Raw genomic sequence first — 22,708 nt, 5'->3', positions numbered from 1 at the left:
AATGGTGCGCGTGGGAGGATTCGAACCTCCGACCGCCTGGTTCGTAGCCAGGTACTCTATCCAGCTGAGCTACACGCGCACGGTGCTTTCTTCTTTCATAAAGCGTTCCTCTTGCTTCAAAAGGAACAGTGCCACCAATGAACATTACCATACAGGTAAATTCAGTGGTGGCAAAGAATGGCGGTGAAGGAGGGATTCGAACCCTCGATACGGGATAAACCGTATACTCCCTTAGCAGGGGAGCGCCTTCAGCCTCTCGGCCACCTCACCGCACAAATCTGGTGCAATAATAAGTTAAATAACTCATTACTTTAAAAATGGTGCGCGTGGGAGGATTCGAACCTCCGACCGCCTGGTTCGTAGCCAGGTACTCTATCCAGCTGAGCTACACGCGCAATTTTTCTTTATTAAAATAGTTTTCTTCGCTAGAGAAAAAGTGTTGATTGTTATATCTAACCATCAACAAAATAATGGCGGTGAAGGAGGGATTCGAACCCTCGATACGGGATAAACCGTATACTCCCTTAGCAGGGGAGCGCCTTCAGCCTCTCGGCCACCTCACCGTCTTGCGGAGGCACATATTACTTTGAGACGAAAATATGTCAAACACTTTATCCGTAAAAAGCTGCATTCACGTTGCGTTTGCACACTTCTCAGCCACTCACATCATTGAACGAACAAAATGGCAGCCATTTGCGTTTTAAATGAACAACCTGACATTCGCAAAAAGGCCGATGTAGTAATCGGCCTTTTATAAAATACGAGTGCTTTAGGCTTAGAAATTACCAGTCGTTGGAGCTGGGTTGCCTTTTTCAGCCTGGATACGCATGTAGATCTCTTCACGGTGAACAGAAACCTCTTTAGGCGCGTTCACACCGATACGTACCTGATTACCTTTAACACCCAGTACGGTTACCGTAACTTCATCACCAATCATCAGCGTTTCACCTACGCGACGAGTCAAAATCAGCATTCTTCTACTCCTTGAGTAATTACAACTTTCTTAGTTGAGTCATTGGTCTTCTTACTGCACGAAGTAAACTCACGCGGCAGCTCAAGCTCCGAGATGGACTAACAACTACTTTCCGTCCTTGCGAGCATCCTTTGTCGAGCACTGGATACAAACGTCAGCGCCCGTCTGGTTTTTCAATATGGCTTATTTCTTTGGCCAACTCCAGTTTGCCAATGAGAATTCACCCATAGAATCCAGACATTGTGACTCCTGTGCCCAGAAGATCACCTTTTAAGATACTGCGCAGAAAGAAAAGTTCATCCTACCGGTGCAAAAATTCTGATGTATAAGACTTTGTATAAAAGCCCCACCAGCATTAAGGCGATGCACTATACAGAGTTAAAAAAAAAGTGCAAAGAATAAACGATATAAACAATAGGGACAAAAAAGGCTTCCTTTCGGAAGCCTTTTTTTACACGTATTTTAGGTCACTCTCTGCGTTATAGACGCTCAGTCAACCAAGGTGCAACAGTATCAAGTGCTGCAGGCAATGCTGCAGCATCAGAGCCGCCCGCTTGTGCCATATCAGGACGACCACCGCCTTTACCACCGACTTGTTGGGCAACCATGTTGACCAACTCGCCCGCTTTCACTTTGCCAACAAGATCTTTCGTTACGCCTGCAATAAGCGCCACTTTGTCATCGGCAACGTTACCAAGGAAAACCACACCGCTACCCATTTGGTTTTTCAAATCGTCAACCATGGTACGAAGGGCTTTGCTGTCTGCGCCATCTAGCTTGCTGATGAGAACTTTTACGCCGTTGATTTCAGTGACGTTATTAATCAAGCTCGCACTCTCTTGCGCTGCTAGTTTCTCTTTAAGCTGCTGAATCTCTTTCTCCAGTGCTTTTGCTCGGGTTTGAGATTCGTTCACTTTCGCAGTGAAATCTTGCTGTTGACGGTAGAATGCGTCTTCTGCGCCTTTACCAGTCACAGCTTCAATACGACGCACACCAGCCGCAATACCGCCTTCAGAGACGAGCTTCAGCATACCGATATCACCAGTACGAGTTGCGTGAGTACCACCACATAGCTCGATTGAGAAATCACCCATGCTCAATACGCGAACTTGATCGTCATATTTTTCACCAAACAGCGCCATTGCACCTTTTGCTTTGGCAGACTCAATGTCCATCAATTCAGTACTAATGTCGTGGTTGTGTCGGATTTGCTCATTCACTAATGCTTCAACAGTACGCAGTTCTTCAGGCTTCACCGCTTCAAGATGAGAGAAGTCAAAACGTAGGCCTTCAGCGCGAACCAAAGAACCTTTCTGTTGAACGTGCTCACCCAGAACAATGCGCAGCGCTTCATGCAACAAGTGCGTTGCTGAGTGGTTTAACGCAATCGCTTGACGACGTTCAGCATCGACTTGTGCAGTCATGCTGTCACCAACAGACAATGTACCGTCTACTAGCTTACCGCGGTGACCAATCGCCGAACCGTATTTCTGTGTATCAAGTACTTCAAACTTGCCCGCTTCTGTCATCAATAAGCCCGCATCACCAGACTGTCCACCAGACTCAGCATAGAATGGCGTTTGATCAAGAATGATAACCGCTTCATCTGCGGTTGCTAGCGCCTCTGTTGCCATACCATCAACGAAGATGTCCGTGATTAAACCACGTCCTTCAGTTGCGCCGTAGCCGGTAAACTCAGAGTCACCTTCTACCTTGATAACCGCGTTGTAATCGGTACCGAACTGACCCGCTTCACGTGCACGTTGACGCTGAGCTTCCATTGCCACTTCGAAGCCTTCTTCATCAATCGACAGGTTGCGTTCACGAGCAACGTCGTTGGTCAGGTCTGCTGGGAAACCGTAGGTATCGTAAAGTTTGAAAACAGTCTCGCCGTCAAGCACATCGCCTTTTAAGCTTTCTAGTGCTTCATCTAGGATGGCCATGCCGCGATCCAAGGTGCGACCGAAGTTTTCTTCTTCAATCTTAAGCACTTTCTCAACCAAAACTTGCTGTTTCTTCAACTCTTCACCAGCCGTACCCATGATCTCTGCCAATGGACCAACAAGCTTGTAGAAGTATGAACCTTTCGCGCCTAGCTTGTTACCGTGACGAACCGCGCGACGAATAATACGACGCAGTACATAGCCACGACCTTCGTTTGAAGGCATCACACCATCAACGATCAGGAACGCACAAGAACGAATGTGGTCAGCCACAACTCGCAGAGATTGGTTAGACAAATCGTCATAGCCGATCACTTCTGCCGCTGATTTAATTAGAGTTTGGAAAATGTCGATTTCGTAGTTTGAGTGAACGCCTTGCATGATTGCAGCAATACGCTCAATGCCCATACCGGTATCAACAGACGGCTTCGGCAGTGGTTCCATCGTGCCATCGGCCTGACGGTTAAACTGCATAAATACGTTGTTCCAAATCTCGATGTAACGGTCACCATCTTCTTCAGGTGAGCCCGGAGGACCACCCCAGATGTGATCGCCGTGATCGTAGAAAATTTCGGTACAAGGACCACAAGGGCCAGTGTCACCCATCTGCCAGAAGTTGTCTGACTCAAATGGTTTACCACCTTCTTTATCGCCAATGCGTACGATACGATCTGCAGGAATGCCTACTTTCTCATTCCATAGCGCGAATGCTTCATCATCCGTTTCGTAAACCGTTACCATCAAACGATCTTTTGGCAGTTTCAGAACTTCTGTCAAAAACTCCCATGCGTAGTTAATCGCATCTTCTTTGAAGTAGTCGCCAAAGCTGAAGTTACCCAACATTTCAAAGAATGTGTGGTGACGAGCAGTGAAACCGACGTTTTCCAGGTCATTGTGCTTACCACCAGCACGAACACAGCGCTGCGCTGATGTTGCACGCGTATAGGCGCGCTTTTCTGCGCCAAGGAAGCAATCTTTAAACTGATTCATACCTGCGTTTGTAAACAACAGTGTCGGGTCGTTTGCAGGCACAAGCGATGAGCTAGGCACAATGGTGTGCCCTTTGCTTTCAAAGAATTCGAGAAACGCTGTGCGAACCTCGTCGGTGCTCATGTACATTGGCTAATCCTGAAATTGGAGTGGTGGTGGTAAATAACCGCAATGAGATGCGATATTACCAGAGTCAATTGGGGCTTATTGTAAACAACCTGTGGGGTGTCGAAAAGAGGCAGAAACAAGATAGCTCGCAGTGCGAGCTAAGAAAGGCAAGGATCTAGCTTTCTTTTGATAGTGCGTAGTTGATTTGGTCGAAACTAAAGCCACGGCTTTGTAGATAGCGCGTCCACTTTGCACGTTGCTTAAAATCAACCTCAGGCAATACGCCATCAAGATCAGCAAAGCGACGAGTCGCGAGTTCTTTTGCTAACTCATACCAATCATGTTGTTGATTTTCTTGCGCTGTTTCCAGCATAGCGGAGGTGATGCCTTTGCGCTTAGCGTCAAAACAAATTCGTTGCCAACCGTGCCCTTTCGACACACCAAGACGCAACATTGCTTCGGCAAATCGCTTGTCATCAAGCCAGCCATGATAATAGCAGTGCTCGATAGCAGTATCGATTTCTTCAGGTGGGTACTGTTTCTGCGCCAATTTCTGACGAAGCTCCAGTTCTGAATGGTCACGGCGGGCCAAAAGGCCCACCGCTTTTTCTCGTGCAGTTAGACTCAGAACGCTTCGCCTTCTGGCTGCTCTTCCTTATTCTTTGCGTCTTCTTCGCTCAACGTTGCGGTTTGTAGCAACATGTCTCGTAGCGTTTTATCAATCTCTTGCGCTAGATGAGGGTTTTCTTTCAGGAACTTACAAGAGTTCGCTTTACCCTGACCAATCTTGTCGCCTTTGTAGCTATACCAAGCACCCGCTTTTTCTACCAGCTTGTGCTTAACACCTAGGTCAATCAGTTCGCCATAAAGGTTAATACCTTCACCGTACATGATTTGGAATTCAGCTTGCTTAAATGGCGCAGCGATCTTGTTCTTCACTACTTTTACGCGAGTGTCGTTGCCAACAATCTCATCGCCTTCTTTGATAGAGCCAATACGACGAATATCAAGACGAACAGATGCGTAAAACTTCAGTGCGTTACCACCCGTAGTGGTTTCTGGGTTACCAAACATCACACCAATCTTCATACGGATTTGGTTGATGAAAATCATCAAGGTGTTGCTGTTTTTGATGTTGGCAGTCAGCTTACGCATGGCTTGAGAAAGCATACGAGCTTGAAGACCCATGTGAGAATCGCCCATCTCACCTTCGATTTCCGCTTTTGGTGTCAATGCTGCAACGGAGTCAATGATGATAACGTCAACTGCACCTGAACGCGTTAGGGCATCTGCGATTTCTAATGCTTGTTCACCCGTGTCCGGCTGAGAAACCAATAGATTATCGATATCAACACCAAGTTTGCGAGCATAAACAGGATCCAGCGCGTGCTCGGCATCGATAAACGCACAGGTTTTGCCTGCTTTTTGTGCTTCTGCAACCACTTGAAGAGTCAGCGTGGTTTTACCTGATGATTCAGGACCGTAGATTTCAACAATACGACCAAATGGCAGGCCACCAGCTCCTAGCGCGATATCCAGCGACAATGAACCCGTAGAAACCGTTTCAATATCCATGGTGCGATCATCGCCAAGGCGCATGATCGATCCTTTACCAAATTGTTTCTCGATCTGGCCTAGGGCCGCGGCTAACGCCTTCTGTTTGTTGTCGTCCATTTGATTCTCCAACGGAAGCAATATTCGTTCAGATAACTGTTCGTTAATTGATGCTAAGTATACTGTCCATTTATACAGTGTCTAGCCCTGTGTAACATTTTTCTTTGCTTTCGTGTTACGTCTCTTATTTTTCTGCTTCGAGGTAACTCAGCAAACGACACAAACTGTGGGCAATGGTGTTTCTACGAATTTCATACCGTGAGCCATCAAACAAACAGGTTTCTGTTACAACGCCTTTCTTAGTGGCCCAGCCAAAGCACACCATGCCTACGGGCTTCTCATCACTGCCCCCTGTAGGGCCTGCAATACCGCTTACCGCCAACGCAAAATCCGCTCTTGCCGCATTTAGCGCCCCTTGAGCCATTTCCGCTACTACCTCTTCGCTCACTGCGCCATGAGTTGTCAAGGTTGCCTCCGACACACCAACCAAATCATGCTTCGCCTCGTTACTGTAGGTCACGAATGCGCGTTCGAACCACGCTGAACTTCCAGCAATTTCCGTCAACATATAAGCAATCCCGCCACCTGTGCATGACTCTGCAGTGGTCACCGACTGTTGGTTCTCTTTAAGTCGTTCACCGACTTTTGTCGCCAAATTCACTAACTGTTCCATGCTTCCCTCTGACGGTCATTTTTTTCAACTTCTTTCAGCCATCGCGAGATCGATACTTTACCCTTTCACCGCGATTCACGTATCCTTGTTGCCTTCTCTTACCTTTGTAATTTTGCAGGCCAGAACGTGACAGTACAAGCACCCACTAATCACACGCCGATGATGCAGCAATACCTAAGAATTAAAGCTCAACATCCCGAAGAACTTCTTTTCTATCGTATGGGTGATTTCTACGAATTGTTCTTTGACGATGCCAAACGCGCTTCTCAGTTGCTCGACATTTCATTGACCAAACGTGGTGCTTCCGCGGGCGAACCCATTCCGATGGCTGGCGTTCCTTACCATTCTGTCGAAGGTTACCTCGCTCGTCTGGTTCAGCTCGGAGAATCTGCTGCAATTTGTGAACAAATTGGCGATCCTGCTACCAGCAAAGGGCCCGTTGATCGTCAAGTGGTGCGTATCATCACTCCAGGCACCGTGTCAGACGAAGCCTTACTCAGCGAACGTGTTGATAACCTTGTCGCCGCCATATATGCGCAAGGTGAACACTTTGGGTACGCCACACTTGATATTACTTCCGGTCGTTTCTTGTTGAGTGAGCCTGCCACCGAAGAAGAAATGCAGGCGGAACTTCAGCGCACTCGCCCTGCAGAACTGCTCTACCCCGAAGACTTCGCTTTTCCGACTCTCACCGCCATGAGCAAAGGCAGCCGACGTCGCCCTATTTGGGAATTCGATATTGAAACGGCTAAACAGCAGCTCAATCAGCAATTCGGCACACGCGATCTTGTAGGCTTTGGTGTTGAAAATTGCTCGCTCGGTCTTGCTGCTGCAGGCTGCCTGATGCAATACGTGAAAGACACGCAGCGAACTGCATTGCCTCACATTCGCGCTTTGGTAAAAGAAAACAAAGACCATGCAGTTATTTTAGATGCAGCCACGCGCCGTAACCTCGAATTGACGCAGAATCTGTCGGGCGGGTTGGAAAATACCGTCGCGTCTGTGCTGGATAAAACCACCACCGCAATGGGTAGCCGACTGCTAAAACGCTGGCTGCATCAGCCGATGCGAGATTTCACAGTCGTTAACGCGCGCCTAGACGCTATCACGGCATTAAAAGACACAGGGATCTATTCCGACCTCGCCACGACATTGCACCCAGTTGGCGATATGGAACGTATTCTGGCGCGTTTGGCGCTTCGCTCTGCGCGTCCACGAGACATGGCTAGATTGCGCGGCGCTCTGCAGCAGTTACCTGATATCGAATCACTACTAGGTGAAATGGACAACCCATCGATTGTTCCCCTTAAAGCCGCTTGTGAGCCCGTGCCAGAATTAGTGCAACTCTTGGTTGATGCCGTCGTCGAAGCGCCACCTGTAGTCATTCGTGATGGAGGTGTTATTGCACCCGGCTACAATGCTGAGTTAGACGAATGGCGGGAGCTCGCAGACGGCGCGACACGTTACCTCGACGAACTTGAACGTCGCGAGCGTGAGCAACATGATATTGATACACTCAAAGTTGGGTTTAATCAGGTTCATGGATTTTTCATTCAAGTGAGCAGAGGCCAAAGCCACTTGGTGCCACCTCACTATGTGCGTCGCCAAACGTTGAAGAATGCCGAACGCTATATCATCCCTGAACTCAAAGAGCATGAAGACAAAGTGCTTAACTCTAAATCCAAAGCGTTGGCGCTCGAGAAAAAGCTTTGGGAAGAGTTGTTCGACATGCTGCTTCCACATCTTGAAACGTTGCAGCGAATCTCTGATGCACTATCAACACTTGATGTGATGGCAAACCTTGCTGAGCGTGCGGAGACACTGAATTACTGTCGCCCATCATTGAGCGACAAACGTGGCATTGATATTACAGGGGGTCGACACCCTGTGGTTGAGCAAGTGCTAGATGCGCCTTTCATTGCGAACCCTACCGCATTGCGTCCCGATCGTCGCATGTTGATCATTACCGGCCCAAACATGGGCGGTAAATCTACGTACATGCGCCAAACCGCATTGATTACGTTACTTGCTCACATTGGGTCTTATGTGCCTGCCGAGTCGGTCACTCTTGGGCCTGTTGATCGTATTTTCACCCGCATAGGGGCATCTGACGATCTGGCCTCTGGCCGCTCTACCTTCATGGTAGAAATGACTGAAACTGCCAACATCCTTCACAATGCGACCGAAAACAGTTTGGTTTTGATGGATGAAATCGGCCGAGGAACCAGCACCTATGATGGCCTTTCTCTGGCTTGGGCTAGCGCGGAATGGTTAGCTGAAAAACTAAAAGCCATGACGCTGTTCGCCACCCATTACTTTGAGTTGACCGAACTGTCAGGTCAGATTGATGGATTGGTCAATGTTCACCTAGATGCCGTCGAGCATGGTGATGAAATAGCCTTCATGCATGCCGTTCAAGAAGGGGCTGCAAGCAAATCATATGGTCTAGCCGTCGCAGGTCTTGCTGGTGTTCCTAAAACAGTGATCCAGAGGGCCAAAAACAAGTTACGCCAGTTAGAAGCAAGCGGACATGAAGTCGTCACTGGCGAAACCGTGAAACCAACAGCAGCCGCTCAGCTTTCTCTGTTACCAGAGCTCAGTGAAGCAGAAAAAGCGTTGACCGACATTGAGCCCGATAATCTGACGCCGAGACAAGCGCTAGACGCGCTGTATCGCCTCAAAGCGCTTCTCTAAGAAACGTTTAGCTGTAAATCCTACAAAACCATCTAAAACAAAAAAAGCCCCGTAAGGGGCTTTTCATTAAGCACTGAAAAGGATAAACAAAAAGGAGATGTGCTTAATGTTCAGTATTGAATAATGATTCAATATTCAGACCTTGGTGAGTCAACATATCTCGCAGACGGCGCAAGCCTTCTACTTGAATTTGACGCACACGCTCACGCGTTAAACCAATCTCACGACCAACATCTTCAAGTGTTGATGCTTCATGGCCGAGCAATCCGAAACGACGAGCCAATACTTCACGTTGTTTAGGGTTTAACTCTTGCAACCAATGAACAATAGATTTCTTCATGTCATCGTCTTGCGTTGTCGTTTCAGGGCCGCCTTCTTTTTCATCTGGGATGATATCAAGAAGTGCCTTTTCGGAGTCACCACCGATAGGATTATCCACTGAACTGATTCGCTCATTAAGACGAAGCATGCGGTTTACATCTTCAACAGGTTTATCGAGTTGAAATGCAATATCTTCTGCGGTTGGTTCATGGTCAAGTTTCTGCGCCAACTCACGTGCAGTACGCAAGTAAACATTCAACTCTTTGACTACATGGATAGGGAGACGGATCGTACGAGTTTGGTTCATGATAGCTCGTTCAATCGTCTGACGAATCCACCATGTCGCATAAGTAGAGAAACGGAAGCCTCTTTCAGGATCGAATTTCTCAACGGCGCGAATCAAACCCAAGTTGCCTTCTTCGACGAGATCAAGCAAAGCAAGACCACGGTTGGAATAGCGTCGGGATATTTTCACCACCAAACGGAGGTTGCTCTCAATCATTCGCTTACGAGCAGCTTCATCACCACGAAGAGCACGACGTGCGTACAAGACTTCTTCTTCTGCAGTAAGTAGAGGAGAATAGCCAATTTCGCTTAGGTAAAGTTGTGTCGCATCCAATGCTTTGGATGATGCAGTGAAGGATATTGATTCTTCAACGCTTTCCGCTGTTTCAACTTCGGTATCGAGTTCCATTTGCTCGATATCAGCTTCATCAGCATTCAAATCGTCGACTTTCTTTGCGGTATTATTCTGACTCATAGCGCCTCCCAATTTTGGCATAAGCAGCAAGACAGTACAGCAACATCTGCCCCGGTTTACCGTTTCGGTAGATACCTTAACGGATTCACCGATTTTCCTTTGTAGCGAATTTCAAAATGCAACCGGACACTGTTCGTGCCAGAACTACCCATCGAGGCTATTTTTTGCCCCTTTTTGATGCTCTGGCGCTCCGAAACAAAGATGCGGTCATTGTGTGCATAAGCGCTCAAGTAATCATCGTTATGCTTAATGATGATTAGATTCCCATATCCGCGCAGCGCATTGCCCGCATATACCACCTTACCGTCAGCAGCAGCACTTATGCTTTGCCCACGTTTACCTGCAATATCAACCCCTTTATTTCCAAGCTCTGAACTTGAAAAACCAGAGACGACTCTTCCGCTCACTGGCCAACGCCAACTTATCGCTTTCGATTTATTTGCAGATTTATCAACAGATGGTTTGTTTTTTGTTACAGGCTGACTGTACTCCTTCACTTTTTGCTGTTCAACATTTTTCTTATTCTGCGAAGAAGATTCCGACTTCTTTTGCGAAGCGTTTTTTTGATTATCTTTGTTCGCTTTAGCAGATGATCCTGTATTGGTTTTTGGCTTCTGAGCAATCACGACTGGCGCAGTTGCAACGGCTGCAGGAGCGGCAACAACAGGCACCACTGGAACATCGCCTTTTTTACCATACGCAGGAGGCACGTACTTTTTCTGCCAAAGGTTTAGTCGTTGTCCGGGGAAAATTGTGTAGGGCGCGGAGAGCTTATTAGCGCTAATTATTTCTTTTACATCACGGTCGGTGACATACGCGATATAATACAAGGTATCGCCCTTCTGAACCTCGTAATAGCTGCCTCTATAGCTGCCTCGTTCGATGCCATTATAGTCAGGGCCAACGCTTGAAACAGGCGCAGGGCTGGAAACGGAGCATGCGGACAGAAATCCCAATACAGAAAGAAAAACCAGTATTTTCAACTGAATTGAAACCCCTTCCACTAATTCTTACCTATGCCAAATCACCAGCAACCAATGGGACAAAACGTACCGCTTCAATTGCTGTTGTTTCAAAATCATCACCCTTTCGAGTGACTTTATATAAAACCTGATCGGTCTCTCCGACAGGTACAATAAGGGATCCGCCCTCTGCGAGCTGCTCACAAAGCGCCATTGGCATACTGGAAGCTGCGGCGGTTACTATGATGGCATCAAAAGGGCCTTTACTTGCCCAACCTTCCCATCCATCTCCATGTTTTGTGGATATATTATAAAGCTCTAGCTGTTTAAAACGGCGCTTTGCGACCATTTGAAGCTGCTTAATTCGCTCCACGGAGTAAGCATGCTCAACCAGTTGCGCTAGCACACATGTCTGAAAGCCCGAGCCCGTGCCGACTTCTAACACTCGACTGTCATAACGAAGCGATAGAAGTTCGGTCATCTTTGCCACGATATAAGGTTGAGAGATCGTCTGACCAAAACCAATAGGCAAAGCGTTATTATCATAGGCTTGATGTGCCATCGCTTCTGAAACAAAGAGATGTCGCGGCAAACGTTCAATGGCGCTAAGTACGCGTTCGTCCGAAATCCCTTGCTGCCGAAGTTGTTGAATAAGTGAATGCGAGTAATTCACCAATGTCACCTTTTATTGTTCCGTTGCGTATGTTGCCCAATGAGACAAAGTCTCTAACGTGTCATGCGCTGTTAAATCGACCTGCAAAGGTGTCAAAGAGACACAATTGTTTTCAATAGCATGAAAATCCGTTCCCGGCCCAGCGTCTTGTTTCGCGCCAGGAGGACCAATCCAATAAATTGGCTTTCCTCTTGGATCGGTTTGTTCAATCATATCTTCCGCTCGATGACGGGCACCAAGGCGAGTCACCTGCCAACCCTTTAAAGACTCCAGAGGGCAGTCAGGTACGTTGATATTCAAAATCCGATTGCGTGGCAACGGCTTGTGTTGATCAAGAAGCACCGCTTTTTTTACCACCTGCGCGGCGGTATGAAAATGCGTTGACCCACAAAGAGAGACCGCTATCGCAGGTACACCGAGGAAAAAGCCTTCTGTGGCAGCAGCGACAGTGCCTGAATAGAGTACATCATCACCCAAGTTAGCACCGTGATTGATACCTGCGATAACGAAATCCACTTTCTCTTTAACAAGAGAATTTAACGCCATATGAACGCTATCCGTTGGTGTGCCTTGAACGGCATAACGGCGCTCACCAACCTCACGAATACGCAATGGGTTTTCAAGTGTTAGTGAATTTGATGCACCAGAGCGATTTCGGTCTGGCGCAACCACGGTGACAGTCGCTATCTCTGATAACGCATCAGCCAGCACATTGATGCCTTCAGCAAACACGCCATCGTCGTTACTGATCAATATGTGCATCAAGTTCTCCATTGGTTGTATCGTCGATGAGTTCGCGCATGACTGCAGTAGCAAAGCTTCCTGCCGGCAACGAGAAAGATACCGTTAATGTATCGTCCTCACGCGTCCAATCCATCTCTTGCGGGTAAAGCATGAATGCACGGCGATCATGACGCATACGATTACTGCGGATCACCGCGAGTAAATCTGGCTCTTGATTAATAACATTCTGTTCGAACTTACGCGCATCAGCCTCGGTTGGCAGAGCATTATCACCGGTCATTGGACCCGAAATTTGCCATGTACCTTTGCTCAACCACTCTGTGGCTTTTCCCGTATCTAGCACAAGCTTCAACTGCTCAGTGCTATCAATCAGCATGTCACCGCGCATTGGGGTTTGTACCATGTCAGATTCAATACGAGCGGACAGCACTTGGTTGAACAAATACGAACGTGCTGCTGATAAATAGAAGCTTCGTTTACTCTTATCACGCACTTGAAACTTGTTTTGTCCCCACTCACGTGCTGACACCACGTTATTCCCGTTACGACCGAATCGCTGGCTGCCAAAATAGTTTGGTACACCTTGGTCGCGAATGTTGGCGAGACGCGCTTCTATCGCATCATCACTATTAAAATCTGTGATCACTAACGAGAAGCGGTTACCAATCAAATCGCCAGGACGCAGCTTTTTATCATGACGCGTGGTCTCCAAAATCGCATCAATGCCTTCGTGAGTTTCAACGAATTCAGTCAAATCAGGATCGGGTTGACCCGGTAGATGCACACTAAACCACTGCTCAGTCACAGCATGGCGATCTTTAAGTCCCGCCCAGCTCACATCACGTGATTTCACGCCACAAGCTTTTGCTAGCTCGTTGACGACATATTTGGTGTTTTCACCGATTTTACGGATACGAACAAGAAAATGTTCACCGTGACCGATGGGGGTAAAATCGAGGGTTTCGCTAACGAAAAAATGCTCAGGTTTTGCCTTGAGGCAACCTGTCGCGGTTGGTTTACCATGCAGGTAAGCCAACGAAGTCATTACATCACTCATGAGATTCCTTACGGATAATAACGACCGCCTCGCAGGCAATTCCTTCTTTACGTCCGGTAAAGCCGAGTCGCTCGGTGGTCGTTGCTTTCACATTAATATTCGTGATATCCGTTTCAAGATCGTCAGCAATCGCTGCACACATGACATCAATATACGGTGCCATTTTCGGTGCTTGCGCCATGATGGTCACATCAAGGTTGCCAATAACATATCCTTTTGCTTTTACTTTTGCATAAACGTCACGCAGTAAGAATCGGCTATCGGCCCCTTCCCACTCGGCATCGGTATCAGGGAAGTGACGCCCAATATCACCAGCGGCAATTGCGCCCAGCAGCGCATCACAAACAGCATGAAGGGCAACATCACCATCAGAGTGTGCAATTAAGCCTTGTTCATAAGGCACTACGACGCCACCAATAATGACTGGGCCTTCTCCGCCAAATTTGTGTACGTCAAAACCGTGTCCAATGCGCATCATAATCTGTCCTCTTTGTGTCTATCCCAGCGAGTTACGTTGCGTTAAGAAAAACGCCGCTAACGCTAAATCTTCAGGCTGAGTGACTTTAATATTGTCTGCATGTCCCGCGACGAGCTTAGGCTTTCCACCTGCAAACTCAATCGCAGATGCTTCGTCAGTAACGGCTAAGGATTGTTCAAGCGCCTTTTCCAATGCCGTCAATAATGTTGTTCGCTGAAACATTTGCGGAGTCAGTGCATGCCATAGTTGCTCCCGAGAAACCGTATGGTCGACATCACCTAGCGCGTTACTCCGCTTCATGGTGTCTCGCACTGGTGAGGCCAGCAACGCACCGTCCTCGTGAGATGTTGCAGCTTCAATTAAGGCATCAATGTCTTGATGTCGTACACACGGTCTAGCCGCATCATGCACCATGACCCACTCTGCTTGCGTCGCATGCAACCCCGCCAGCACTGAATCTGCACGCTCAGTGCCACCCGTGGTCACGGTCACTCGTGCATCATTCGCGAGTGACGTCGTGTGAAAGTACTCATCTTCTGCACCAATCGCTACCACCACCCGTGACACACTTGGGTGCGCGAGAAGCACGTAAACAGTGTGCTCTAGCAGGGTTTTATCTTGAATAGTTAGGTATTGCTTGGGACAGGCTGCGCCCATACGTTTTCCAACACCCGCTGCTGGCACGATAGCTACAACGTCGGAAACGACGGAGCGAGGCGAGCATTGGTGTTCATTACTTGCCGGGGTAGTCATGATTCTCTTCGTTCTATAATGGGGAGAGGGCTAATCGTTAACGATGCGGAAGAAGGTTTCTCCCGGCTTGATCATTCCCAGTTCATTGCGTGCACGTTCTTCTATGGCTTCTTGTCCACGCTTGAGATCCGCAATCTCTGCGAACATTTGCTGATTACGCTGATGCAGTTTGTCATTGGCTTGCGCGGTCGATTCTGCGACAGCACTGACGCTAAGGTAATCGTCAATCCCGTTTTTGCCCCACCAAAGGTGATATTGGAGCCAGCCGAACAAAACGATCAGCATCACTGTCAGCATTCGCATCGCGTTTCCTCCGCCCCTACACGAGCTTATTCGACATGGCTTAACCACACCATTTCGCACGGTAACCGAGTAATCTCAAGAACATAATAAAGAATAGTAATATTCCCACATTCGTCATTGCCACACCAGACATGGCAACGACAAACGTGTGATTATATCAGACAAACCCTTGCCGCTTCGCGAAAGAGAATTGAGATCACTGAGCGATAGTCTCTCTGAGTATATAGATAGGGTTGGCTAAAGCAGAAAGTAAAACAGGTAAATCTTTCGCAGAAAATGCGAAGGTATAATTGGGAGGACCTGGGGTATACATCAAAGATTCAAACCCAAACAGTGCTTCATCAATCAACAAAGGGATAGACGTGGGTATCCCAAAAGGGCAAACCGCTCCAGGCACACAGCCGAGCTCGCGGATCATTTCGTCATCTGACGCAATAGAGGACCGCTTCCCGACGGCTGCTTTAATTTTCTTGCTGTCGAGCCGCGCTTCTTTATGCGTTAACAATAGAGCGTGTTCACCGGATTTAAACTTAAGAAACAAACTCTTGGTGGGTGTTGCTGTCCAACCAAGGCGCTTTCCAACCTCCTCGTCTGTCGTAAAATCCAATATCGGTTCATGTTGCCACTGCTGATAAGCGACACCACAGCCCTCAAACAAAGAGATATTTCGCTGAAGAATGTCATTAAGCGTTTCTTGGTTCATCCCTTACAACCCCGCTAACCATTTTTGCATCAGTAAAAACGCCACATAGAGCATCATCAGTGCCACTAAAACATCAATCGCCTGACGCACTCGAGGACGAGACAATACAGGCGACATTTTCGCCGCCCCTAAAGAGATACCATAAAACCAAACAAAAGACGCGAGGACAGTACCAATGGCAAATGCAACACGTTGGGAGGGTTCAAATTGACCACCAATCGATCCCAATACCACGACAGTATCTAGGTACACATGCGGGTTTAATACCGTGACTGCCAGAGCGCCAAGCACAACAGCAAACACGCCTTTCCGGCTTACCTTGTCTCCCTCGGGTAAGTCGTCTTTTTCACCTTGCCAAGCACGATACAAAGATTGCACCGCATAAGTCACCAAGAAGGCGACGCCTCCTATTGTCACCACATTGAGCAATATCTCGTTGCTTGCCAGCATGGCGCCGCCACCAAAGATCCCCATTGCGATCAATATGGCATCACAGAGAAAACAAATTGTCGCTGTCGCTACATGGTGGTGACGACGTATTCCCTGATTGAGCACATACGCGTTTTGTGCACCAATCGGAATGATCATACTCAGCCCGAGGCCAAACCCTTGGAAAATAATTGCACTGCTCATGGCTCGACATCCTCTGACTTCGGCGTTGATGGAAGCCACACGATAAGGGCGGCATAGATGTAAGTAAAACTAATAAAATTGATGCTACATTAGAGAGGCTAATGCCGTGTTTAATAAAGGATAGATGAATGAAAGGACTTGATTATCGTTGGGTTGCAGCCCTCGATGCTGTGATCGCCAATGGCAGTTTTGAAAAGGCTGCGGATACGCTTTTCATCACCCAGTCAGCGGTATCCCAGCGCATCAAGCAACTCGAAAAACTGGTGGCTCAACCAGTTTTGATACGAGAAAATCCGCCACAACCAACCGCGATTGGAAGAAAATTACTAGGGCTTCATCAGCGTGTTCAACTCTTAGAGCAAGAATTAATTCCCGAGCTGATGCCTGATGGGCAATCTAGCGCTGTGACCGTGCCTATTGCTACCAATGCTGACAGCCTCGCAACCTGGCTACTCCCTGCCCTGACGCCGCTCATGCAAGCACAAGCCCTTGAGCTGAGCCTGATCGTAGACGATGAAGTTCGTAGCCTTAATCGAATTCGATCGGGTGAGGCAGTGGTTGCCATCAGCACAGAAGCTCATCCATTACATGGCTGCGTTGCCCAATATCTCGGTGAAATGAAATACTTGTGCGTATCCACGCCAGATTTCAAAGATCGATTTTTCCCAAATGGCATGAATGCCGAAGCTGTCAGCAAAGCCCCCGCCGTTGTATTCGACCGTCTTGATGACATGCACACGTTATTCGTGTCTGAGCGCTTCAATTTGCCCACGGTCGGGTGGCGCAGTCACATGGTTCGTTCGTCTGAAGCCTTTGTGAACATGGCGAAGCTCGGGGTCGCCTATTGCCTTATACCCAAACTGCAAATTGAGCGAGAGCTTGCAAGTGGGGAGTTGATTGACCTTTGTCCTGATGATGGTGTTTCCCGTCACCTTTACTGGCACCACTTTGCTACCGAGAGCGGTGTACTGGCACAAATGACGAATGCATGCTTAAGTTATGCTCGACGTGTATTACCTCAATAACTATCCACACAGCCAGAGAAGGTTTGGGTATTTCGTATTTTCTCAACGTCAGGGATAATCGAGAAAGACTTGCGGTCAAACCGTGTTGAAACTGACAATAATGGAAACTCTCCTATGAAAAAGCACCTCATTGCGACTTTGCTCGGTGCGGCAGTAACGCTGTCGCCTTTCTCCGCCATCGCGTCACCTGATTTTCCACATTTACAAACCGTGGGCGTGGGTGAAGTGGTTGCCACTCCAGATATGGCAAGCATTGACGTTGCCGTGTCTATCAACCGCACATCAGCACAAGCCGCTAAAAAAGCCTCAGACAATGCTATCGCCGCTCTCGTGGAGCGCCTACAGAAGATGGGGGTTGAAGATAAAGATATCGACAGCGCAAACTTGTCGCTACAACCACAATACAGCTATCCCAAGAACAGTGAGCCGAAGCTAACAGGCTATCGCGCAACTCGCTCAGTCACAGTCACTGTGAAAGACCTCGATAACCTGAACCGTGTATTAGACGGTGCATTAGCAGACGGAATTAACCGCGTAAATGGCATTGCATTTTCTTCCAGCAAAGAAGCGGAACTAAAAGAAAAAGCTCGCATGGCCGCGATTGCCGACGCCCAAGCGAAAGCAAAATCATTAGCCAAAGGCTTTGGTGAAACATTGGCGGGTGTTTGGGAGATCCGCTATGTTGACCAATCTCCTATTCGCCCCGTTATGATGCGTATGGCTGAGGCGACAGCTGACGTAAACGCGACTTACAAAGACGCTGAAATCACCATTCGAGATCGTGTCGACGTTGTCTATGCACTAGGGGAATAACCGCTGCATCGCCAAACGGCAGACAAAAAATAAGGCCGCTAATGCGGCCTTATTAATGGGCGGAAGACGGTTTGAGGGGGAGCAAACACGTCAACCCAAATTAGTGAAGAATACGCGCACGCAAAGTGCCATCGATCGCTTTTAGCTTCTCAAGGGCTTTTTCTGAATGCTCGGTTTCAACATCAATCACCACATAACCAAACTCGGCATTGGTTTGCAGGTACTGAGCAGCAATGTTAATGCCTTCTTCAGCGAAGATGGTGTTGATCTTGGTCAGGATGCCCGGCTTGTTCTGGTGAATGTGCAGCAAACGTGATGTTTCGCTATGCTCCGGCAGAGACACTTCTGGGAAGTTCACACATGACAATGTCGAACCATTGTCAGAGTATTTCACCATTTTGCCCGCGACTTCGATACCAATGTTTTCTTGTGCTTCTTGCGTAGAGCCACCAATATGCGGCGTCAGAATCACGTTATCGAATGCTTGCAACGGCGACGTGAATGGGTCGCTGTTCGTTTTTGGTTCAGTTGGGAATACGTCAATCGCAGCGCCACCAATGTGACCGCTTTCCAAAGCGCCACACAGCGCGTCGATATCAACCACAGTGCCACGAGCAGCGTTAATAAATACCGCGCCTGGCTTCATACGAGCAAACTCTTCGCTGCCCATCATATCTTGGGTTGATGCTGTTTCTGGTACATGCAAGGTAATCACGTCACTCTTGTTTAGCAGCTCTGACATCGAGGCTACTTGCTGCGCATTACCAAGAGATAGTTTGTTTTCAATATCATAGAAGAAAACACGCATACCCAGGTTTTCCGCAAGAATACCGAGCTGCGTACCAATGTGACCGTAACCGATAATGCCAAGGTTTTTTCCGCGCGCTTCAAAAGAACGATCCGCAGATTTCATCCACTCGCCACGGTGCGCCAAGGCATTCTTTGCAGGAATACCACGAAGAAGGAGAAGAATTTCACCAAGAACCAATTCAGCAACGCTACGAGTATTTGAGAAAGGTGCGTTGAAAACAGGGATACCACGCTTTGCAGCGGCAGACAGGTTTACTTGGTTAGTACCAATGCAGAAACAGCCAACAGCAATCAATTTCTTCGCTTTTTCAAAGATCTTTTCGGTCAATTGAGTACGAGAGCGGATACCAACAATGTGAGCATCAGCGATCGCTGCTTCTAGCTCTTCGCCAGCCAATGACCCTTTGTGATACTCAATGTTGGTATAGCCTGAGCTTTGCAGCACTTCTAATGCTGTAGGGTGGACGCCTTCAAGAAGAAGGATTTTTATTTTGTCTTTATCAAGCGACACTTTAGCCATGTGGTTATCATCCTTAAAAACAAACCAGAATTACAAAAATTGGTTTTGCCATCCGAGTGGCTGAGGGCCTCGATCTAACCAAGGGAAAATTGAACACTTTCCAACCAAAGTGGTCATGAACGCCTCACAATTAGTGACTAAGGTAACAAAAAGTTGTTCGAAAGGGTAAGAATATTACGTTATAAAAGCGAAAAAAAACGGTGCCCAAAGAGCACCGCTAACTTATTGAGTTCCTTGAACGCAAACGTTTGGCTTTCGTGTCAAAAAAATGCGGAAAGCTAAGGGTTTGCTCGTCAAAGAGAATTTAGCTTTTCACAACACCGTTTGGTGTGCCTTCAAGCACAACATCAGCACCGCGATTCGCAAACAGACCCACTGTCACCACACCCGCAATACCATTGATGGTATCTTCAAGTTGCTTTGCATCGGTGATTTGAAGGTTATGCACATCAAGAATCATATTGCCGTTGTCAGTCACACAACCTTCACGGTAGCAAGGATCACCGCCCAGTTTCACCAGTTCGCGAGCAACATAAGAGCGCGCCATTGGGATCACTTCAACGGGCAATGGGAATTGACCCAGAACATCCACTTTCTTGGTGTCATCAATAATGCAGATAAATTTCTCTGCAATCGCTGCGACGATTTTCTCACGCGTCAGTGCAGCACCGCCGCCTTTGATCATATCGTTGGTTGGGTTGATTTCATCAGCGCCGTCGACATAGATATCCAAGCTTGCCACTTCATTGGCATCAAATACGGGAATACCAATTTTCTCAAGACGCTCAGTCGATGCTACTGAGCTCGACACCGCACCTTTGATTTGCTCTTTCATGGTTTCAAGGGCATCAATGAAGTGATTAACGGTTGAGCCTGTACCTACGCCGACAATGCTGCCTTTGGTAACATATTCCAACGCAGCCCAGCCAGCCGCTTTCTTCATTTCATCCTGAGTCATGAGGATCTCCTGCTAATTTAGGGGGAAAAACGCGAGGCCGATTATACAGATCTCAATCGGTAAGTTGGGGATTTTTACATACACAGATCCCGTTCCGACTGATCCAATCAGATTCGTTCATATCGTCCACTGCCAGTGTTTTGAAGGCGTCAAGATTTCAGGCAATGGAACATCCCACGCTTCGACGGGGAGAGCGTTCACTTGCTGACCGTCATGTGCAAGCCCCAAAGGCTTAGCACCTTGCTGCGTCTCATACCAAGGTGCAAGCGTGCGATCATAATAGCCTCCTCCCATGCCCAATCGTTGACCTGTTTGATCAAACGCCACCAACGGGGTGCAAATCAGATCGAGTTTGCTCACTGGTAACACATCTCTCACATCCAATTTGGGCTCTAGGATGTGATAACGATTAGGAATGAGGACGGATTGACGATGGTAATGAAGAAAGAGTAAATGCCCTTTACTAAAAGGGTGAATCACTGGCAAATACACAGACTTACTTTCCGCCCAGCAATGCTCTATCAGTGGTGTCGTATCAATTTCGCCGTCCACCGACAAATAAAGAGCAATATGCTTGGCACTGCTGACAACCTCAGCCTGCTGAAAACGCGAGAGCAATTGCGCTGCAGCGTCTTGCTGGGATGAGTCTGATAAGGCGCGCCTCTGAAGGCGGATTTGTTTGCGTAGCGCTTGGCGCTGATCGGACGTTGTTGCTTGCATCGGCGGTCCTTGCCGTTTGCTGAATGGTCTATCTAAGAAGGGATGGCCCCGGAGTGCCGTTGGGGATCTTACGCCCTTGAACCCTGCGGTTCAAGGCGGATGGGCAGAACAGACCGTAGGCTTCTCGGTACGAGCCGAGCTTGCACAAAAGCCTGTAACAACTCACCCTTAGATGTGCTTATCGGCTCAGGGACTCAGATCCACTGACGCACACTCCAGGGTCAAACAGGTAAAGCCCTTAGGCTTTCGACGCGCTGTGCTTCAACAACGCCTCTTCAATCGTTTGCTGCAACAGCGTAATACGCTGCTCCATATCATTCTTTTCATCGACACTTTTTTGCTTTTCTGCCAACAATTCGTAGCAGACATTAAGTGCCGCAATCGTGAGCAACTGCTCTGTATTCGTTACTTTAGTGCGCCCAGACAATTCATGCAACCGTTGATCAAAGTCGTTCGCTGCTTCAACCAATGCCTCTTCCTGCCCTGCTGGACAGTTAACGCGCATCGTCTTACCTAGGATTTGAATTTCAACAGCCTGCGTAGTCATTATCTTTTTGAGCTCCCTTCAAAGTGCGATGTCGCACCCTGACGTAACGGGCACAAACTATAGAAAATGGCAGATTAAACTGCAAGTTTATCCTAATGTCTTGTGTCTCTCGACGCACTGATTAGACGAAAAGTCGTCAATGTGATGAAAATCAGAGCTATTTTGAAATTCTGAAAGACGTTTCCGTGGGCATGCATGGACTTTTTAGGTTGAGATGTTCAGTGACATTGCGCTAAGTGGTAGCATACGGCAAGAAACTAACGGTATCCAAGGTGGCCCTCGTGACACAAGTAACTTTACCTGAATACAGCATCATTGCTACCACTCTAAAGTCCGACAGCTTGGCGGTGACCCCCGCTGAAATGCAAGGATTGCTTTGCGGCATGCTTTGCGGTGGACTAGACCCAGAACTCGGCAATTGGATGCCAATGCTTTATGACTACACCAACGATGGTGCTGGCTGGCCACATGAATCAAAAACGCTAGCAGCCACCTCGCTGGGTATTGCTAATAATCAACTGACATCAGGCCAAATGGATTTCGACCCTCTGCTGCCAGACGAAAACGTTGAACTTGTTGACCGTGCTGATGGCCTATCAGAGTGGGTGAATGCCTTTATCGCAGGTATCGGTCTTGCTGGTGTGACTGCTGGGAAGCTCTCTGACGATGCAAAAGAAGTGCTTGCCGATTTGGCTGAAATTGCACAACTTGGCATTGATGAAGACGAAGACTTAGAAGAACAAGCCCTGCTGCTTGAGCAAGTGATTGAGCATGTACGTGTATGCGCCATGACTCTGCATATTGAGCTTGGCGCCAAAGCGCAAAACGATGAAGATGCGAAGCCAACACTTCACTAAGCCAGCACCGCAATAAGCCAAGGTTAAGATCAGCGTATCACCAATTAACAACACGCGATTGTTATCAGAAGCACTC

At 47.9% G+C, this 22,708-nt stretch carries 23 protein-coding genes, 4 tRNA genes and 1 other RNA gene; 4 read left to right on the top strand and 24 right to left on the bottom strand.

Annotated features, from left to right (window positions below):
- Positions 1 to 2 precede the first annotated feature (2 nt).
- The 9 genes from L4D06_RS04960 to pncC form a co-directional block, all read right to left on the bottom strand.
- Positions 3 to 79 (bottom strand) — tRNA-Arg (locus L4D06_RS04960).
- Positions 80 to 178: 99 nt separating this feature from the next.
- Positions 179 to 270, bottom strand: a tRNA-Ser gene (locus L4D06_RS04955).
- Between the two features lie 48 nt (positions 271 to 318).
- Positions 319 to 395: transfer RNA gene (locus tag L4D06_RS04950), tRNA-Arg, on the bottom strand.
- 76 nt (positions 396 to 471) lie between these two features.
- A tRNA-Ser gene (locus L4D06_RS04945) sits at positions 472 to 563 on the bottom strand.
- Positions 564 to 775: 212 nt separating this feature from the next.
- On the bottom strand, positions 776 to 973 hold the full coding sequence (gene csrA / locus L4D06_RS04940) for a carbon storage regulator CsrA (protein ID WP_017011859.1): 198 nt from the start codon (positions 971 to 973) through the stop codon (positions 776 to 778).
- 479 nt (positions 974 to 1,452) lie between these two features.
- The gene (alaS, locus tag L4D06_RS04935) at positions 1,453 to 4,035 is read right to left on the bottom strand and encodes an alanine--tRNA ligase (RefSeq protein WP_429738011.1); all 2,583 of its coding nucleotides are present in this window, start codon (positions 4,033 to 4,035) and stop codon (positions 1,453 to 1,455) included.
- A gap of 154 nt (positions 4,036 to 4,189) precedes the next feature.
- The gene (locus L4D06_RS04930; protein WP_420791174.1) at positions 4,190 to 4,642 is read right to left on the bottom strand and encodes a regulatory protein RecX; all 453 of its coding nucleotides are present in this window, start codon (positions 4,640 to 4,642) and stop codon (positions 4,190 to 4,192) included.
- Complete coding sequence (gene recA, locus L4D06_RS04925; RefSeq protein WP_274162776.1) at positions 4,639 to 5,688, bottom strand: recombinase RecA; 1,050 nt, start codon at positions 5,686 to 5,688, stop codon at positions 4,639 to 4,641. The genes L4D06_RS04930 and recA overlap by 4 nt, the downstream gene beginning before the upstream one ends.
- Positions 5,689 to 5,812: 124 nt before the next feature.
- A complete protein-coding gene (gene pncC, locus L4D06_RS04920) occupies positions 5,813 to 6,301 on the bottom strand; it encodes a nicotinamide-nucleotide amidase (protein WP_274162777.1) in 489 nt (162 codons plus the stop codon).
- Between the two features lie 159 nt (positions 6,302 to 6,460).
- Between pncC and mutS the strand changes: the two genes are divergently transcribed.
- Positions 6,461 to 8,995, top strand: coding sequence for a DNA mismatch repair protein MutS (gene mutS, locus L4D06_RS04915; protein WP_420791175.1), 2,535 nt, complete (start codon positions 6,461 to 6,463; stop codon positions 8,993 to 8,995).
- A 103-nt stretch (positions 8,996 to 9,098) separates the two neighbouring features.
- Here the strand turns inward: mutS and rpoS are convergent, their stop codons facing one another.
- The 10 genes from rpoS to L4D06_RS04865 form a co-directional block, all read right to left on the bottom strand.
- Positions 9,099 to 10,076: an RNA polymerase sigma factor RpoS gene (gene rpoS, locus L4D06_RS04910; RefSeq protein WP_274162779.1), complete on the bottom strand. Its 978-nt coding sequence runs from the start codon at positions 10,074 to 10,076 to the stop codon at positions 9,099 to 9,101.
- A gap of 56 nt (positions 10,077 to 10,132) precedes the next feature.
- A complete protein-coding gene (gene nlpD, locus L4D06_RS04905; RefSeq protein ID WP_429738010.1) occupies positions 10,133 to 11,080 on the bottom strand; it encodes a murein hydrolase activator NlpD in 948 nt (315 codons plus the stop codon).
- Between the two features lie 10 nt (positions 11,081 to 11,090).
- A complete protein-coding gene (locus L4D06_RS04900) occupies positions 11,091 to 11,711 on the bottom strand; it encodes a protein-L-isoaspartate(D-aspartate) O-methyltransferase (RefSeq protein WP_274162781.1) in 621 nt (206 codons plus the stop codon).
- Between the two features lie 12 nt (positions 11,712 to 11,723).
- Positions 11,724 to 12,473, bottom strand: coding sequence for a 5'/3'-nucleotidase SurE (gene surE, locus L4D06_RS04895; RefSeq protein WP_429738009.1), 750 nt, complete (start codon positions 12,471 to 12,473; stop codon positions 11,724 to 11,726).
- Entirely contained in the window at positions 12,454 to 13,512 is a 1,059-nt protein-coding gene (truD, locus tag L4D06_RS04890; RefSeq protein ID WP_429738008.1) for a tRNA pseudouridine(13) synthase TruD, read from the bottom strand. The genes surE and truD overlap by 20 nt, the downstream gene beginning before the upstream one ends.
- Positions 13,505 to 13,987: a 2-C-methyl-D-erythritol 2,4-cyclodiphosphate synthase gene (gene ispF, locus L4D06_RS04885; RefSeq protein ID WP_429738019.1), complete on the bottom strand. Its 483-nt coding sequence runs from the start codon at positions 13,985 to 13,987 to the stop codon at positions 13,505 to 13,507. The genes truD and ispF overlap by 8 nt, the downstream gene beginning before the upstream one ends.
- A 21-nt stretch (positions 13,988 to 14,008) precedes the next feature.
- Positions 14,009 to 14,743: a 2-C-methyl-D-erythritol 4-phosphate cytidylyltransferase gene (gene ispD, locus L4D06_RS04880; RefSeq protein WP_429738007.1), complete on the bottom strand. Its 735-nt coding sequence runs from the start codon at positions 14,741 to 14,743 to the stop codon at positions 14,009 to 14,011.
- 30 nt (positions 14,744 to 14,773) lie between these two features.
- Positions 14,774 to 15,046: a cell division protein FtsB gene (gene ftsB / locus L4D06_RS04875; RefSeq protein ID WP_274162785.1), complete on the bottom strand. Its 273-nt coding sequence runs from the start codon at positions 15,044 to 15,046 to the stop codon at positions 14,774 to 14,776.
- A 196-nt stretch (positions 15,047 to 15,242) separates the two neighbouring features.
- Positions 15,243 to 15,749, bottom strand: coding sequence for a YbaK/EbsC family protein (locus L4D06_RS04870; RefSeq protein ID WP_429738006.1), 507 nt, complete (start codon positions 15,747 to 15,749; stop codon positions 15,243 to 15,245).
- A 3-nt stretch (positions 15,750 to 15,752) separates the two neighbouring features.
- Positions 15,753 to 16,382 (bottom strand): LysE/ArgO family amino acid transporter, encoded by a 630-nt coding sequence (locus tag L4D06_RS04865; protein ID WP_429738005.1) that lies wholly within the window; start codon positions 16,380 to 16,382, stop codon positions 15,753 to 15,755.
- A gap of 128 nt (positions 16,383 to 16,510) precedes the next feature.
- Here L4D06_RS04865 and L4D06_RS04860 point away from each other — a divergent pair, with 128 nt between their 5' ends.
- Together L4D06_RS04860 and L4D06_RS04855 are read left to right on the top strand one after the other, a co-directional pair.
- Positions 16,511 to 17,407: a LysR family transcriptional regulator ArgP gene (locus tag L4D06_RS04860; RefSeq protein WP_274162788.1), complete on the top strand. Its 897-nt coding sequence runs from the start codon at positions 16,511 to 16,513 to the stop codon at positions 17,405 to 17,407.
- Positions 17,408 to 17,521: 114 nt separating this feature from the next.
- Positions 17,522 to 18,220, top strand: coding sequence for an oxidative stress defense protein (locus L4D06_RS04855; protein WP_429738004.1), 699 nt, complete (start codon positions 17,522 to 17,524; stop codon positions 18,218 to 18,220).
- A 100-nt stretch (positions 18,221 to 18,320) separates the two neighbouring features.
- Here L4D06_RS04855 and serA read toward each other — a convergent pair whose 3' ends face one another.
- From serA to zapA, 5 genes are all read right to left on the bottom strand, one after another.
- The gene (serA, locus tag L4D06_RS04850) at positions 18,321 to 19,550 is read right to left on the bottom strand and encodes a phosphoglycerate dehydrogenase (protein ID WP_429738003.1); all 1,230 of its coding nucleotides are present in this window, start codon (positions 19,548 to 19,550) and stop codon (positions 18,321 to 18,323) included.
- Positions 19,551 to 19,854: 304 nt separating this feature from the next.
- Positions 19,855 to 20,508 carry a ribose-5-phosphate isomerase RpiA gene (gene rpiA, locus L4D06_RS04845; protein ID WP_274162791.1) on the bottom strand — a complete coding sequence of 218 codons (654 nt, stop codon included), beginning with the start codon at positions 20,506 to 20,508 and terminating at the stop codon, positions 19,855 to 19,857.
- Positions 20,509 to 20,625: 117 nt separating this feature from the next.
- Complete coding sequence (locus L4D06_RS04840) at positions 20,626 to 21,228, bottom strand: 5-formyltetrahydrofolate cyclo-ligase (protein WP_429738002.1); 603 nt, start codon at positions 21,226 to 21,228, stop codon at positions 20,626 to 20,628.
- A gap of 41 nt (positions 21,229 to 21,269) precedes the next feature.
- Positions 21,270 to 21,453: non-coding RNA, 6S RNA (gene ssrS, locus L4D06_RS04835), on the bottom strand.
- Positions 21,454 to 21,466: 13 nt separating this feature from the next.
- Positions 21,467 to 21,775, bottom strand: coding sequence for a cell division protein ZapA (gene zapA / locus L4D06_RS04830; RefSeq protein ID WP_274162793.1), 309 nt, complete (start codon positions 21,773 to 21,775; stop codon positions 21,467 to 21,469).
- Positions 21,776 to 22,056: 281 nt separating this feature from the next.
- On the opposite strand from zapA, the gene L4D06_RS04825 reads away from it, so the two are divergent.
- Complete coding sequence (locus tag L4D06_RS04825; RefSeq protein WP_274162794.1) at positions 22,057 to 22,632, top strand: YecA/YgfB family protein; 576 nt, start codon at positions 22,057 to 22,059, stop codon at positions 22,630 to 22,632.
- The last annotated feature ends 76 nt before the right edge of the window (positions 22,633 to 22,708 follow it).

It is taken from the genome of Enterovibrio makurazakiensis (assembly GCF_050336585.1).
Lineage (GTDB): Bacteria > Pseudomonadota > Gammaproteobacteria > Enterobacterales > Vibrionaceae > Enterovibrio > Enterovibrio gelatinilyticus.
This window is presented reverse-complemented; position numbering and strand designations above follow the sequence as displayed.

Coding starts and splice junctions, on each gene's coding strand:
- L4D06_RS04865 (WP_429738005.1), bottom strand. CDS start 16,382: ATGAGCAGTGCAATTATTTTCCAAGGGTTTGGCCTCGGGCTGAGTATG.
- truD (WP_429738008.1), bottom strand. CDS start 13,512: ATGAGTGATGTAATGACTTCGTTGGCTTACCTGCATGGTAAACCAACC.
- ftsB (WP_274162785.1), bottom strand. CDS start 15,046: ATGCGAATGCTGACAGTGATGCTGATCGTTTTGTTCGGCTGGCTCCAA.
- pncC (WP_274162777.1), bottom strand. CDS start 6,301: ATGGAACAGTTAGTGAATTTGGCGACAAAAGTCGGTGAACGACTTAAA.
- ispD (WP_429738007.1), bottom strand. CDS start 14,743: ATGACTACCCCGGCAAGTAATGAACACCAATGCTCGCCTCGCTCCGTC.
- rpiA (WP_274162791.1), bottom strand. CDS start 20,508: ATGACTCAGGATGAAATGAAGAAAGCGGCTGGCTGGGCTGCGTTGGAA.
- L4D06_RS04860 (WP_274162788.1), top strand. CDS start 16,511: ATGAAAGGACTTGATTATCGTTGGGTTGCAGCCCTCGATGCTGTGATC.
- ispF (WP_429738019.1), bottom strand. CDS start 13,987: ATGCGCATTGGACACGGTTTTGACGTACACAAATTTGGCGGAGAAGGC.
- rpoS (WP_274162779.1), bottom strand. CDS start 10,076: ATGAGTCAGAATAATACCGCAAAGAAAGTCGACGATTTGAATGCTGAT.
- L4D06_RS04870 (WP_429738006.1), bottom strand. CDS start 15,749: ATGAACCAAGAAACGCTTAATGACATTCTTCAGCGAAATATCTCTTTG.
- L4D06_RS04840 (WP_429738002.1), bottom strand. CDS start 21,228: ATGCAAGCAACAACGTCCGATCAGCGCCAAGCGCTACGCAAACAAATC.
- mutS (WP_420791175.1), top strand. CDS start 6,461: ATGATGCAGCAATACCTAAGAATTAAAGCTCAACATCCCGAAGAACTT.
- csrA (WP_017011859.1), bottom strand. CDS start 973: ATGCTGATTTTGACTCGTCGCGTAGGTGAAACGCTGATGATTGGTGAT.
- serA (WP_429738003.1), bottom strand. CDS start 19,550: ATGGCTAAAGTGTCGCTTGATAAAGACAAAATAAAAATCCTTCTTCTT.
- recA (WP_274162776.1), bottom strand. CDS start 5,688: ATGGACGACAACAAACAGAAGGCGTTAGCCGCGGCCCTAGGCCAGATC.
- zapA (WP_274162793.1), bottom strand. CDS start 21,775: ATGACTACGCAGGCTGTTGAAATTCAAATCCTAGGTAAGACGATGCGC.
- alaS (WP_429738011.1), bottom strand. CDS start 4,035: ATGTACATGAGCACCGACGAGGTTCGCACAGCGTTTCTCGAATTCTTT.
- L4D06_RS04855 (WP_429738004.1), top strand. CDS start 17,522: ATGAAAAAGCACCTCATTGCGACTTTGCTCGGTGCGGCAGTAACGCTG.
- surE (WP_429738009.1), bottom strand. CDS start 12,473: ATGCACATATTGATCAGTAACGACGATGGCGTGTTTGCTGAAGGCATC.